The following is a 13,195-nucleotide window of genomic DNA, read 5'->3' on the forward strand; positions in this document are numbered from 1 at the left end:
GCAGTCCTCACCGCTTCTTCATCCAATGCCTCTGAAACCACTTCGTAGGATCGTACTGAATGACATCTCCTCCCAAGACATTCGTTTTCGCTTGCTGCGTTGCTCTCCTGGCACTTACCGGTGGCTCGCCGGTGCTCGGACAGGAATCGCTATCCGAGAACGCCAAACCTCCTCAGCGGAGCGTTCTCCCCGCGCAGACGGATCTGGATCGCTACGTACAGCAACCGGATGCTGCGTTTGAATGGAACATCGTCAGCACGACGAAAACGAATGAGACGACGGTGGTGGTCGTCGACATGGTTTCCCAGACTTGGCTGACGCCCGCTGAAGTCAATCGGCCGGAGTGGCAGCATTGGGTTACGATTGTGATTCCAGACGAAGTGCGATCCGACATTGGATTCCTCATGATCGCTGGAGGCGGCAACGACCGCCGAGCCCCGACTTCGGCCTCTCCCGAAACCATCAAAATGGCGGAGGCGACCGGTACCGTCGTGACGGAATTACGGATGATCCCCAATCAACCGTTAGTCTTCCATAACGATGGCGTTCCCCGGAAAGAGGATGACCTGATCGGCTACACATGGGCTCAATTCCTCCAGACGGGGGACAGTCGCTGGCCCGCTCGCAATGCGATGGTCAAAAGCGCTGTCCGGGCGATGGATACCGTTAGTGCGGTTGCCAAGCAAATCGGAAATCACGATATCAACCGGTTCGTCGTTGCAGGAAGCTCGAAACGTGGCTGGACAACTTGGTTGACCGGTGCGGTCGACGACCGGGTCGTGGCCATCATTCCCATCGTGATCGACGTGCTCAATTCCAAGGAGTCGTTGCGTCATCACTTTGCCGCGTACGGCTATTGGGCACCATCGATTGGCAACTATGCCCAGCACCACATTTTGCAGCGGATGAATGAACCGCGGATGGACGAACTCCTTCAACTGGTCGATCCGTTCTTTTATCGACACCGCTTGGAGATCCCCAAACTGATCCTCAACGCAGCCGGTGACCAGTTCTTTCTCCCCGACTCGTCTCAGTTCTACTATGCGGATCTGGAAGGCGAAAAGCACCTGCGATACGTTCCCAACACGGATCACAGCATGAGGCAAAGCGATGCTTTGGAAACCGTTCTCGCGTTCTATTCATTGATCGTCTCAGGACGAGAGCGACCACAGTTTTCCTGGCAAGTGACCCCTGATGGAGAGATCAATATTGCACCAAACGAGACACCCACTGAAGTGCGATTGTGGCAAGCGACCAATCCGGAAGCCCGTGACTTCAGGCTGGAAACGTTCGGGCCTCAGTATTCCAGCACACTGCTGTCCGCTGAGCCCGATGGAACGTACGTGGCCCGCGTCGAACCGCCTTCAGCGGGTTGGACAGCGTATTTTGTCGAACTCACCTTTGACGTGGGGCTGCCGGTTCCGCTCAAGTTGACGACGGAGGTCGTCGTCACGCCCAACACGCTACCTTTCGCCGATCGGGATGGGTCGCAACCCCTGACGATAACGCTCAAGTGCGTCACCGAATCGGAAGCGATTGCCGCCCAACTGATGTCCGCCGCGCAGCAGCTAATACCGTCCAGGCTTCCCCTCAAAGACCTGGTCGCGCGGCAAGCGGGCACGACATTTTATCTCAATTGGTCGCCGCAAGATTTCCAACTGGAAGCGGGGTCAATTATAAAATGGCTCGAAACCCAGCCCTGCAAGCAGATCAATGTTCAGCTGGAATCCGGGCCCAACTTGACCATGACGCCATAGAACTCGCTCTTTGAACAAACGACGGTACTCGTCGAGAAGACGAAGCCAGGACGACGATTGACAAACGGCATGATGCTTTCGAACGTCAAAAACAAGCTAGAAATCGTCAATATGCTGGTAAAGTCTGACGTCAAGAGACCGCAAAAATGGCTCCTCTCGCAGTCGATGACCGAGTAACCCGTGACACACGGGGAACATCTGCCCTTAGGGATCTGGGCGACGATGCAAGCACATCCGCTCCAGTCTTACCGTTGAACCCCATCGGCATCCTCTGGAGAAAGCGTTTCCCGTGCACTGCGATCAATCGCTTCGAGGGCCCGGCTTCGTGACGAACCCATGAGCGGGCGAATCCTTCCACATTGGGAGTGATGGCCCGCAGTGTGTTTCGCTCCACGCATGCGGAACCCCTGTTCGCGTCTACCCGATCGCGGACAGGGAACTGACTAGGGCAGGACGACCGCGTCTATCTGCATATCGTCGATGTAGATTGAGTTGTCGGTCGCAATCTCCGGGTGTCGATACATGCCCACTTTCAGGTAGTGCTGGTAGTCATTGTTCATGTTCGGCCCATTGGCGGACATGACCGGATCTACCTTCTCGTCGAGGAACACTCGCACTTCGCCTTCGGCTCCCTGGGACCACCGAATCTCCGCAGTGATCTGATGCCAACGCCCACGCTCCAGGAGGACTGGCCCCACCGAGCGTTGTTGATGATCTCCATGTGTCGTGCCGTACCTCAGCCCCATTGCCAAGGATCCGTTGAGTTCGCCGAGACCGATCAGCACTGGAGGACTGCGTGATTCAAAGTCATCCCACGACTCGCCATCGACCGCGTTGGGCTGATCGTGCCACTGCCCAATCACCCACCATCGGTTTTGAGGAGCATCGGACACGAAATCGATTGGCAGCATGAATCGCCACGAGTAGCGGATCGTGTCACCTTGTTGAAACGGATAATCAACACTCACCTCCGCACGAATCCCCCCAGAGACCTTGCGCTGCCCACGAAACACATGCAGCCCCAAGTATTGAGATTGCCCATTCTCATAAATTGCGACGCTCTGCTCCGATGGGACCTCCAAGTGAGCCAACTCGACGAGAGAGTCCGGTAGCACACAACGGAGATAGCGGCGTTCATCGACGCTGGGAGTGCGTTTGTCGCAGCCACAGAAACCTGCACTGGCAATTCCAAGGATAATAATGAGGAGTTCACGCAAGGGTGTGTGCCCGAAGAACAGTGACGAACCGAGTCGCAGGAGTTGGTTGCCGATCGTAAAATCGCCCGGCGAGCGAGACCTAGGTGCATCGCATGGCGGTCGCTGCCACGTTGGATGGCCACGCCACCGGATCCATTATCGCGAATGATCCTGTCGGCCGCGACGACAACGCGTCGACGTTTGAGAACGTAACCGCCGATCTTCGCGTTGTAAACAAAATTGTCGTTGAACGGCCCCTCAGCAACAAAAAAAAAGCTGCATGCCGCCCGAGCGGGAACGCTCCAACGGGCAGCCACACACCGCAAAGTCATCGACGAAGTACATGGCAACAAGCCCCCATCCCTTCACGCTTTGATCGATCATTGCAAAGTGGCGACCACCGCTTCGCAGCGACCGGAAACCGAGGTGCCCCTCTCCCAAGACAGGAGAACCGGCCTAAGAGGAGCTCAATTTCGCATACAAATCTCGGTAGGCAACAACCATTCGCTGCACAGAAAACTCTTGAATCATGCGTTCTTGATTTGCCGCACCGATGCGAGTGGCGAGGTCCGCGTCGCCTAAAAAACGATTCACCTTTGCAGCGAATTGATCGTCCTGTTCAGGATCGAAGCCTTGATCGGGATCCTCGCCGATCAGTTCACGACTGCCCTCAACACGGCTGCACACGACCGGTTTCCCGCCCGCCATGGCTTCGAGCACGACGTTGGGCATCCCCTCGTAATGACTTGGCAGCACAACCACACGGCTCGCCGAGATCAGAGATGCGACGTCGGGACGCCAGTCGAGCACTCGTACGCGGTCGCCCGGTACCTCGCCTGCCCACTGCTGCAACTCAGAGGCGAGCGGCCCACGACCGACGATCACCAGTTTGCGATCCGAACCGACGGCCGCGAACTGGTCGAGCGTCCGCTGCAGTAGCTGAATGTTCTTCTGCGGATGCAGCCGACCGACAAACAGCACCACGTTGGCACCAGCGGGCCAATCGAGACTCCGCCAATCCACAGGCAACGCACTGGCAAACCGCTCCGTTTCGACCGCATTGCCGATCACGCTGAGACGGCTCGGAGCGATTCGGTATTGCTGCTGTGCGAACGACTCGACCGCCGAACTGACGCAGACCACATGCCCGGCGCGCCGTAGTGCGTGTCCCTCGATCGCGATACGGAACCGGTCCGGATCCGCTACCCGGACCCCGCCGATCCACCGCCCGCGGCAGCTCGATGGGGTGGCATGCATCGTCAGCACATTGGCGTGAAACAAAAAACTTTGACGCACCGCGGTCGGCCGCTCTTTCAACCAACTCCGCAGCCTGCGATAGACCGCCGGGAGATTCCCCACCCCCGTGCCCTCACCGCTGGTGAGCTCAATATCACGACATCGCAGGTCAGTGACGAGTGAATCGGATCCGGGCGAATCGGATCCGGGGGCATCCGATCCGGGTGCGGGGAGCGCCCCCAACGAGAACACACGAACAGCGTCTCCTCGCTCTTGCAATCCGGTTGCCAAACGAGTCAGCGCTCGCTCGGCGCCACCCACGTCGAGCTCGGTAATGACCAGATCAATTTGCAAAGCTACCCCTCCCGGAGCGCCTCGGAAATTCGCATCGTCTCTTTCACCAATTCATCCACTCGCCACGTGATATCCTCATCAGCCAATTGATCGCCTTCGAAATCGACTCCGGTCGCATAGACAAATCGCGGCACGATCAAACAGCGAAAATCCAACATCAAGCTATTGGCCAATCCCATCGCTGACATGTAGCTACCATGTCCGCCCGCAGCCAACATCAGGGCCACGATTTTGCCCGTCCACGCTTTGCCTGTCAGCTCAACTGCGTTCTTGATCGCCGCATTGACGTCATAATTGTAGACCGGTGAGGCGACGAAGATGGATTCTGCCTCGCGAATCAATTCGGCCAACGCCTTCACTTCCGGATTCCCATACGCCGCCGCACCATCACAGGGCGGCAGCACACGTTGCGACAAATCGAACACCTCCACATCGCGCCCCTGCGTCTTCAATCGCTGGGCAACCTCGCGGGCCAGAATGCGACTGCGGCTATTCGGATGAAGAGACGAACTGAGAATCAAATGCATGCGGTCAATCTGCGGCAGGGCCGGTGATCAAAAGGAAGGGCTAAGTAAAGAAAAAGCGGGTCACGTGATAGAAGATGGGCGCCGCGAAACAAATATTGTCGATTTGGTCGAGGATCCCGGCATGGCCCTCGACGAGCGTGCCCGTGTCCATCACCCCTCGGTCGCGTTTGATGGCGCTCATCGTTAGCGTCCCGACGCTGGCCATGATGGTCACCACGACGCCCATCAACAACGCTTCCCACCAAAAAAACGGAGTCGCCCAGCGCAACATCGCTGCGATCAATCCCGTGGTCATGACGGAGCCAACGACCCCCTCCCAGGTCCGAGAGGCATTGATATTCGGGGCGATCACATGGATCCCGATCCAGCGACTCCAAACCCGCTCGAGGGTCAGCGAGAGCTGTGAAATCAGCACAAAAAACATCAACAGGTTGGTGTTGCCGTGCCATGGCGTGCCGTCGGTACGAACCAGGTCGAGGTGCAGCAGCGCGGGTGCGTGCGAGAGACAATACACGCAAATCATCAACCCGTACTGAATCTTCGCACAGCGTTCCAGGAATCGTTTGGCATCGCCCGCGATCGCCGCTCGCGCGGGGATAAACAGGCTCGCGTAGACCGGGATCATGATGCTGTAAAATTCGTAATAGGCGCTGCCCAGACCGATCAGGATGAACTGCAGTGGATGAAAGATGAAGAACACCCAGAACAGCGTCCGATGATCCCCCCGCCGCGTCGGCGTCATCGAGATGAACTCGCGCAGGGCCCAAAACGAGGCGGCCGCGAAGATCACGACCAGTGTCGTGGGCCCGGCGAGTGTGCCGATCACGAACACGCCCACCATGATCCACCAGACACGCAGTTTGGCCTGGAATCGTTTGACCAATGCCGCGTCGGTTCCCGGCGCGTTGCCACGCCCCATCACAACCCCGACGAGGGTCGCGATCGAAAGCGCCGTCAGGATGACGCCGATCAGAATATAGGTGGTGAAATCGGGCACGCGGAGTCGTCTACCTCAGGGAAGGATGCAGTGGGGAGGTCACCTAGGAACGAGCGGAAAATGACTGTCTGATCTGGTGGCCGAACGCTCCGCGGTCGACCATTCCGACCGCGGAGCGTTCGGCCACTTATTTTCCGCTCGTTCCCTATCAGCCGACAATTTTCTTCACCACGGCCGCCCCCATGGCTTCGCATGAGATCGCCTCGACATCGCCACGGGCCAAATCAGCGGTCCGCAACCCATCGGTTAAGACCCCAGCGACGGCGGCTTCAATCGCTTCGGCCTCGGTATTCAAGGACAAAGAATGCCGCAGCATCATCGCAGCGGCTAAGATCGTCGCCAGTGGATTCGCGATCCCCTTGCCAGCGATGTCGGGGGCACTGCCGTGGATCGGTTCGTACAGCCCCGGGCCGGAAGCACCCAACGAAGCGCTCGGCAGCATTCCCAATGACCCTGGCAACATCGAGGCTTCGTCGGTCAAAATGTCACCGAACAAGTTCCCCGTCACCACGACATCAAAATCCGCGGGGCGGTTGATCAGGTGCATGGCCATGGAGTCGACCAGCACAACGTCGTAGTTGACGTCGGGGAACTCCTGCTGCATGACTTCCGCGGCCACCCGCCGCCACAACCGGCTCGGCTCGAGCACGTTCGCTTTGTCGACGCTCGTCAAGCGATTGGATCGCTCCCGCGCCGCGGCGGCCGCCATGCGAACAATTCGCTTAATTTCTCGCCGCGAGTACGTCATCGACTGGAACGCCGTTTCGTCATCGCCCTCGCCGCTGGTGCCGGACTCGCCGAAGTAAACACCACCGGTTAGTTCGCGAAAGAACAAGATATCTGTCCCCTTCACGATTTCCGGTCGGAGGGGCGACGCGTCAGCGAGTTCATCGAACAGTTTGATCGGGCGCAAATTCGCAAACAGCCCGAGCTCCTTGCGAATTCGCAGCAAACCTGCTTCTGGCCGCGTCTTGGCCGAGGGATCGTCCCATTTCGGACCGCCGACCGCACCGAGCAGGATCGCTGACGCGGCGCGACAGGCTTCGACGGTTTCGGCGGGTAGCGGATCACCGGTTTCGTCGATCGCAATCCCACCGATGCGATGCGTGCTAAACGCAAATTCATGGCCAAAACGGCTGGCAACCGCTTCGAGAACACCGCGGGCTTGGGTGACGATTTCAGGTCCGATCCCGTCACCGGGCAGCAATACGATGGAGTGATTCATGGTCGAAAGATGTGAGGATTGAACGGAATAAGGAACGATTTTGCCTCACAGATTAGCGGAATCCCCGCGTCAGCCCCAGGGTGCCACCGCGATCCATGACGCCCATGCCCTACTCCTCAAACTCCAATTCGACTCCGCCGAGAAATGTGGCACACAGATTGTACAGTAACGCCAAAATGATCCCGCTAATGAACCCCATCACACCGTAAATAAAAGGCGCCAAGATGGCCATTATCACGCCGCCAACCAGCCCCGCTGCCCATGCATTGCCAGCCCCATCCATTCCGCCACCGACGATTGCCATGAACGCAAAGAATACGCCAGGGATCAATCCCATCAGGGCGAACAAGGCTCCTTGCATCAACCCAAGCGAAAGTGGCTCGATTCGCCTGAGCTTTTTCAAACGTCGCTGGCTGCCGACGTACGCGGTTTCATTCGTTGAAGCCAACGGACTGCCATAGGGATTGGTGGGAGGCATACTCATGGGTGGTTTCCGTTCAAGAAAAACTGAATGCTGATGGGGCCGCGCCGAGCAATCCGGTGGAGCAGGATGCCGACGGACATGATGGATCGCGGTAACCATCGCTGCGGTCGATCGCTCGAAGTCGCTCGGAGATCGATTTTACTACAGAAGTACTTCGCGTAGTGGATGGGGCGGTGCGTCCTGCACGCGGGATCGTGGACCGGCGATTAAGTGAAGCTGGGTACGGAGTGGCCGGGCTGGCCGAATCGCCGGGTGCCTGCGACGCGCCGCTCACCGGTACGTCACCAAGAGCGTCACGTCTTTGTCATGGTCCTGATCGCCGAGCGATCAGCAACGATCGCCGGGGTCCATCGCTGGTGAATTCGTTATCGATTGCGAATGTTCGAGTTCTTCCACCGCGTAAGCTTCGATTTCAAACGGATTCTCTCGATAGCCGTCCCGTCGGCGCGCGTACAGCCATAGCGACGTGCCAAGATAGGCGGGCAAGAAAAAGGGCCCCCAGATCTCGTACTGCCGCACGTGCACGCGTTCGTGCACGCGTGTGACGGCCAGTGCGTCGCGATCACGACCCAAGACGATGTGCCCCATCGTGAGCGCACTGGCGGGAACAAGCATGCGTTCCAACACCCGCGACACGTGTGGACCATGGACTTCCAAGACACCATCGACGCATTGGAATCGTCCGCCCAGCAACAACCCGATCGCGATGCCGAGCACCGTGTTCGGTCCCGCCCAGAGATAGCCGATGATGCGGACGAAGGTGATCGGCATGCCTCAGGAGACTCGTCGGAGTTGCATCGTGTCGATGATTTTCGCGTGTGTCAGAGCGTTGGTAATCACGACCAACCAAGCACCCGAGGGGCACCATTGGTGGTTCCGCAACCGTTCGAGTGCGTTGCGAATCGTCACCTCGGGATCATCCGAGAACTCCATCAGGAATGGCTCGGTGCCCCACGGTGGCCCACGGTGCCCCACGGTGCCCCACGGTGCCCCACGGTGGCCACGTCTAGCGATAGATTGGTTCGATGTCAGTGAAGGCAAAAATCGGCACACCACGTGGGCGGAGTGCCCCGAGCGAGTCGGCCTAAAACCCACTCCGTGTGAAAACGAGAATACCCGATTGGCCAAGGGCCTGCGCGAGAATCGCCGACGAACGCAGCATTTTGTCGTCCGGCTCGACCTGATTGATCGGATCGGTGAGTTGCCTGCTGACGAACGGCTCAGGACTTCGCAAGACGCTCTCATAGCACGCCAACCGACTCGCGCCTGCGACGGTGGAGTCCCGAGGCTTTCTAACACTCCTCCTGCGAACCATGCAGTTCCCGCGGGATGAAACGCCCGGGACCGTCATCACCGTAGTGCGTCGCCATGGCCTGTTCAAAATCATCGCGAGTTTTCAACCTTGGGAACGCCAACCGCACGGCTTCGTAGTTGGGATGATTCTGGGAATACTTGATGCAAAACTTTCTCATCAAGAGGGGTGCCCGCTCAACCGAATAGGTTTGCTCGCATAGATCAAAATGTTCGCGCATCACCGCTGCCTGCTCGGCCAGGGTCGGTGGCGGCAGCAACGGTTTCCCCTGGGCGAGCCGCCGCGCCTGGTCAAAGATCCAGGGGTTGCCGATCGCTCCCCGCGCAACGGTAACTCCGTCCACGCCGGTTTGCTCGATCATCCGCAGGCAGTCCTCTGCAGAGAACAAATCACCGCTGCCGAGAATTTTGAAATCGCCACTGACATGCTGTGTGACATCACGCAAAAACTCCCAGCGACTCGGACCAATGTAGCGTTGCACGACGGTGCGACCATGGACGGTTGCCCCCGCCAGACCAGCGGCCATCGCACCATCGAGTATTTCGAAGAAGTGATCACGCGCCTCGGTACTGTCGTCGATGCCGCGCCGCATCTTGACCGTGACCGGGATCTCCGGCGGCACGATGTCACGCGTTCGTCTCAAAATATCGATCGCCACAGCCGGCTGGGATAGGTGAAACCCACCCCGACAGCGACCTAAGACTTTCCTCACCGGGCAGCCAAAGTTCACGTCAATGATGTCGAACCCAGCTTCGACCAACTTCATCGCGCCGAGTGAGAACTGCTCGGGCTCGGCGCCCATCAGTTGACCGCCGACAGGATGCTCTTCGCTGGCAATGTCGAGAAAATGTTTTGTCTTCTGGCGCTTCGTCAGCGACAGCAAGAATTGGTCGAGCATCACCTCGCAGACGCTGTAGCTGGCACCGTGCCGCCGCGCGATCACACGCATCGGCAGATCGCTGTATCCGGACAACGCTGCCTGGACAACAGGAAATCCGATTTCCACATTGCCAATTTTCAGCCCTGGGAGCTGGGTTCGTGGTTTGCAGACGGTATCGATTGGAGGAGCTTGATTCATGAGCCTGAAGTGACGGGCAGATAGCGAAACGGGTGTTCATCACCCTCGACGAGCAAGTATTCCGCACCGCCGACGAGCGGCGAGGTAGGGTCAATCGCAAATACCTGCGTCGTTCCGGAGGGCCAGCGTACACGCAATTCATTGATCGTTTTACCAGGGGCAATTCCAAACGACACGCATCGCTGCGACGCGGCTTGATAACCACTGCCGGTGGTCAGTTGCTGCGACCGCTCGACCCCGTCCACCTCGATCGTGACCAACGCACCGATCGCATTGGGGTGCCCGGCGGTACCCTCCAGGAAAAATGTGACGGCGCGAGCCGCGGTCTCGCTGCGGTTGATCAATAGTGAAATGGGATCAAACAGGTGGGTCACCAAGGCATCCATTCGACCGTCGCGATCAGCATCGAGCGTGATCAAACTACGACCGAGCCGAGCCGTTTGGAAATACTCACCCACCGACGCGGGATCCGGCGGCGACCAGGTCCCGTCCGCTTGCCGGCGGAATAACTGCATCGGCATGCGGTACGCCTCACCCCGCTTGCGGTGGTCGCTCAAGTGCCCATTGGCAACCATCAGCTCGGGCGTGCCATCGTTGTCAGCGTCCAACCAAGCCGTCCCGAACGCCAGCATCGCATTCGTTGGCGCGGCCAATTGCACCTGCGAGGTCAGGTCGGCCCACATCCCTGGTCGAATCTGCTCGTAGTACGTGTTGTACTCACCCGCAAAATGCGTCAGATAAAAATCGGTATCGCCATCGGCATCGGGATCGCCCACGGCCATGCCCATCGAGGCTTGCGGCAAGGAGCGGTTGTCCACAGCGAGCCCGCGCATCTTTGCTTGTTCATCCAATTGAAAATGGCCGTCTTTGTCTGTGCTAGCCGACCAAAAATGATTGCCCGACATATCGTTAGCCACGTACAAATCGAGCCCTTCGTTCTGATCAAAGAACCCGGCCACGATGCCGAGACCGTGGGCAATCGAGTGGGGTCCCAACCATGACGTGGTGCGTTCAACGAAGCGACCATCGGCTTGCCCCTCCCACACCCGATCGGGCTCGGCGGCAAATGATTTGGGCAAACACGCCACCACTTCGCCGTCAAGTTCGCAGGGGAGCGTCAATACACGATCGCCGGAACAGTAGCCCACATCGAACAAATCTAAGATGCCGTCTTGGTTGATATCCACCATCGCTACCGAACTGGTCCAGTCATTGCCACCGATCCCCATGACATCGGTCACGTCGGCAAACGTGCCATCGCCGTTATTTCGATACAAGCGGTTACCGCCGATGTTGGCCACATACAAATCATCAAACCCATCGCTGTTGAAATCGCCCACCGCAAGCCCCTGCGAAAAACCTGTGTCGCCTGCCCCGGCCGCTGAAGTGACATCACGGAACTGACCAGAATGATTTTGAAACAGCGCATTGGGCCCCGAATCGCGTTGCCTCGGCGTCCCATCGACGACTGTCAAATACACGTCCGGCCAACCGTCGCGATCAAAGTCCAGCGTGGCGGCGCCGCCTGCACCAGATTGAAAAACCCACAATCCAGCTTCACCGCCTCCGGCGGGCGCTTTCACCTTGCAAATGTGATTGAGATGGCGACGGGCGGCTTCGTCGACAAAGTGGACCGGCGACGTCGCATCGGCCCGTCCTGAGGGTGGTCGTGTGGTGAACCCTCGATCGACGGCGCTGGTTTTCCAGTCAAAATTCGGTAGGTCCGAGAAATCCATCGAGGCCGACAGCAGTGCGTCTTCGACCTGCCAAGGTGTACTCGCCGACAAGTCTTCATGGATCGAGAGATAGAGATCTTTGAGTTGTGGATCCGCATTCTCGGGCATCGATGCACCGACCCGTAGCCACGACGCTGCTTCCCACAAACGCCCCAGGCCGCGCAGGGTGCGGGCCACGCCAACGGCGTCGCGTTGGGACCGGTTGTGGTTGGTCCGCAATTGGTCCACTCGCTCGATCAACTGGCCAATCTTGCCGGCTTCGACCGTGGCGGTCTCGGCCTCGTCAACGTAGCCCGCCTGAGCCAAGGCAGTGGCGAGTTTGCCAAGCACCTCACCGTCGTTGGGATTGAGTTGATAGGCCTGCCAATAGGCCGCGACGGCTGGTTGGAACTCACGATAACGATTGGCCATCGCGGCGGTGGCAAGCCAGTACTGAGGTTGATTTTCGATGCCATCGGGCAATTCACTCGCCCACACCTGAGCTGCCTTCTCATCGCCCACCTCGACGAGGCCGCGACCGTAGTAAGCCGACGCGGGCGTGAAGTCGGGATACTTCTGCACGATCGGTTTCAACGCCTTGACGACGGCTGCCCAGTCTCCTTGATAGGCGTCTTGCCGGGTTGCCGGATACTGCGAGCGGAGATCGTCCGGAGCATGCTTGGCTGCGTACTCGGCGATCGCCACATCGCTTTGTGGCCGGGTCAAATCCGACACCATCACCAATTCATTCAGGCCTGCGTAGCCATGCATGACCAACCATCGAAGGTGCCCACCGGCCTCCTGTTCCAAGCCCAACGCTGCCAGCAGCCCCGCCAAGTCGGTGCGGATCTTGCGATCATTCGGGTAGTGTTTGACCGCCGTTCGCAGGACCGCAACGGCTTCGAACGGTTGCCCGAACTGCATCCACGCTTGCCCCGTTTTGTCGAGCAGTGCCTTCGAGGGCGGCGACGAATTCTGGATTGCAGCCTGGTACATCTCCAACATCTGCTGACGCCGGTTCATTGCCGCGTTCACATCACCCGCCAATTCCAGCGTGGCGGGATCGGTGGGGCGGGCGACCAAGCACTCTTGGAGCAATGCCGCGGCCGCGGCCGGGTCCCCCCGGCGCAGCAACCGCGTGGCCGCAGCGAGTTTGTCGACGCCCTCGTCCGGGATGCCATCCTCGGCACGGGGCACCGCAGTCGGCGGACCGGCCGGCGGGCGAGCATCACAGCCAACCATCAGCCCACCTGCCATCGCGAGCAATAGCAACGGCAACGAGAGGCAAGATCGTTGCATCGAGTTATGAATTCC

Annotated in this window: 11 protein-coding genes; 1 reads left to right on the plus strand and 10 read right to left on the minus strand. The window is 58.8% G+C overall.

Features of this window, described 5'->3' with window-relative positions; genetic code table 11:
• The first annotated feature begins 59 nt into the window (after positions 1–59).
• On the plus strand, positions 60–1,757 hold the full coding sequence (locus tag SH410x_RS23755; RefSeq protein WP_473671372.1) for a PhoPQ-activated pathogenicity-related family protein: 1,698 nt from the start codon (positions 60–62) through the stop codon (positions 1,755–1,757).
• Between the two features lie 443 nt (positions 1,758–2,200).
• On the opposite strand, the gene SH410x_RS23760 is transcribed toward SH410x_RS23755, so the two are convergent.
• From SH410x_RS23760 to SH410x_RS23805, 10 genes are all read right to left on the minus strand, one after another.
• A complete protein-coding gene (locus tag SH410x_RS23760; RefSeq protein ID WP_473671373.1) occupies positions 2,201–2,974 on the minus strand; it encodes a polysaccharide lyase family 20 protein in 774 nt (257 codons plus the stop codon).
• Between the two features lie 435 nt (positions 2,975–3,409).
• Positions 3,410–4,543, minus strand: a complete 1,134-nt coding sequence (locus tag SH410x_RS23765) for a glycosyltransferase (RefSeq protein WP_473671375.1) — start codon at positions 4,541–4,543, stop codon at positions 3,410–3,412.
• Between the two features lie 2 nt (positions 4,544–4,545).
• Positions 4,546–5,070: an NADPH-dependent FMN reductase gene (locus SH410x_RS23770; RefSeq protein ID WP_473671377.1), complete on the minus strand. Its 525-nt coding sequence runs from the start codon at positions 5,068–5,070 to the stop codon at positions 4,546–4,548.
• Positions 5,071–5,110: 40 nt separating this feature from the next.
• On the minus strand, positions 5,111–6,067 hold the full coding sequence (locus SH410x_RS23775) for a phosphatidate cytidylyltransferase (protein ID WP_473671379.1): 957 nt from the start codon (positions 6,065–6,067) through the stop codon (positions 5,111–5,113).
• A gap of 148 nt (positions 6,068–6,215) precedes the next feature.
• Positions 6,216–7,292, minus strand: a complete 1,077-nt coding sequence (gene leuB / locus SH410x_RS23780) for a 3-isopropylmalate dehydrogenase (RefSeq protein ID WP_473671380.1) — start codon at positions 7,290–7,292, stop codon at positions 6,216–6,218.
• A gap of 109 nt (positions 7,293–7,401) precedes the next feature.
• Positions 7,402–7,776 (minus strand): hypothetical protein, encoded by a 375-nt coding sequence (locus tag SH410x_RS23785; protein ID WP_473671382.1) that lies wholly within the window; start codon positions 7,774–7,776, stop codon positions 7,402–7,404.
• Positions 7,777–8,103: 327 nt separating this feature from the next.
• Positions 8,104–8,547 carry a hypothetical protein gene (locus tag SH410x_RS23790; protein ID WP_473671384.1) on the minus strand — a complete coding sequence of 148 codons (444 nt, stop codon included), beginning with the start codon at positions 8,545–8,547 and terminating at the stop codon, positions 8,104–8,106.
• A 3-nt stretch (positions 8,548–8,550) separates the two neighbouring features.
• On the minus strand, positions 8,551–8,709 hold the full coding sequence (locus tag SH410x_RS23795) for a hypothetical protein (protein ID WP_473671386.1): 159 nt from the start codon (positions 8,707–8,709) through the stop codon (positions 8,551–8,553).
• Between the two features lie 359 nt (positions 8,710–9,068).
• A complete protein-coding gene (locus SH410x_RS23800; protein ID WP_473671387.1) occupies positions 9,069–10,166 on the minus strand; it encodes a tRNA dihydrouridine synthase in 1,098 nt (365 codons plus the stop codon).
• Complete coding sequence (locus SH410x_RS23805; protein WP_473671388.1) at positions 10,163–13,180, minus strand: FG-GAP-like repeat-containing protein; 3,018 nt, start codon at positions 13,178–13,180, stop codon at positions 10,163–10,165. The genes SH410x_RS23800 and SH410x_RS23805 overlap by 4 nt, the downstream gene beginning before the upstream one ends.
• Positions 13,181–13,195 lie beyond the last annotated feature (15 nt).

It is taken from the genome of Rhodopirellula sp. SH410 (assembly GCF_055811895.1).

What these genes read in the sequence shown, in the direction of transcription:
- SH410x_RS23785 (WP_473671382.1), bottom strand. Translation starts at nt 7,776, where the DNA reads ATGAGTATGCCTCCCACCAATCCCTATGGCAGTCCGTTGGCTTCAACG.
- SH410x_RS23790 (WP_473671384.1), bottom strand. Translation starts at nt 8,547, where the DNA reads ATGCCGATCACCTTCGTCCGCATCATCGGCTATCTCTGGGCGGGACCG.
- SH410x_RS23755 (WP_473671372.1), top strand. Translation starts at nt 60, where the DNA reads ATGACATCTCCTCCCAAGACATTCGTTTTCGCTTGCTGCGTTGCTCTC.
- SH410x_RS23805 (WP_473671388.1), bottom strand. Translation starts at nt 13,180, where the DNA reads ATGCAACGATCTTGCCTCTCGTTGCCGTTGCTATTGCTCGCGATGGCA.
- SH410x_RS23795 (WP_473671386.1), bottom strand. Translation starts at nt 8,709, where the DNA reads ATGGAGTTCTCGGATGATCCCGAGGTGACGATTCGCAACGCACTCGAA.
- SH410x_RS23800 (WP_473671387.1), bottom strand. Translation starts at nt 10,166, where the DNA reads ATGAATCAAGCTCCTCCAATCGATACCGTCTGCAAACCACGAACCCAG.
- SH410x_RS23770 (WP_473671377.1), bottom strand. Translation starts at nt 5,070, where the DNA reads ATGCATTTGATTCTCAGTTCGTCTCTTCATCCGAATAGCCGCAGTCGC.
- leuB (WP_473671380.1), bottom strand. Translation starts at nt 7,292, where the DNA reads ATGAATCACTCCATCGTATTGCTGCCCGGTGACGGGATCGGACCTGAA.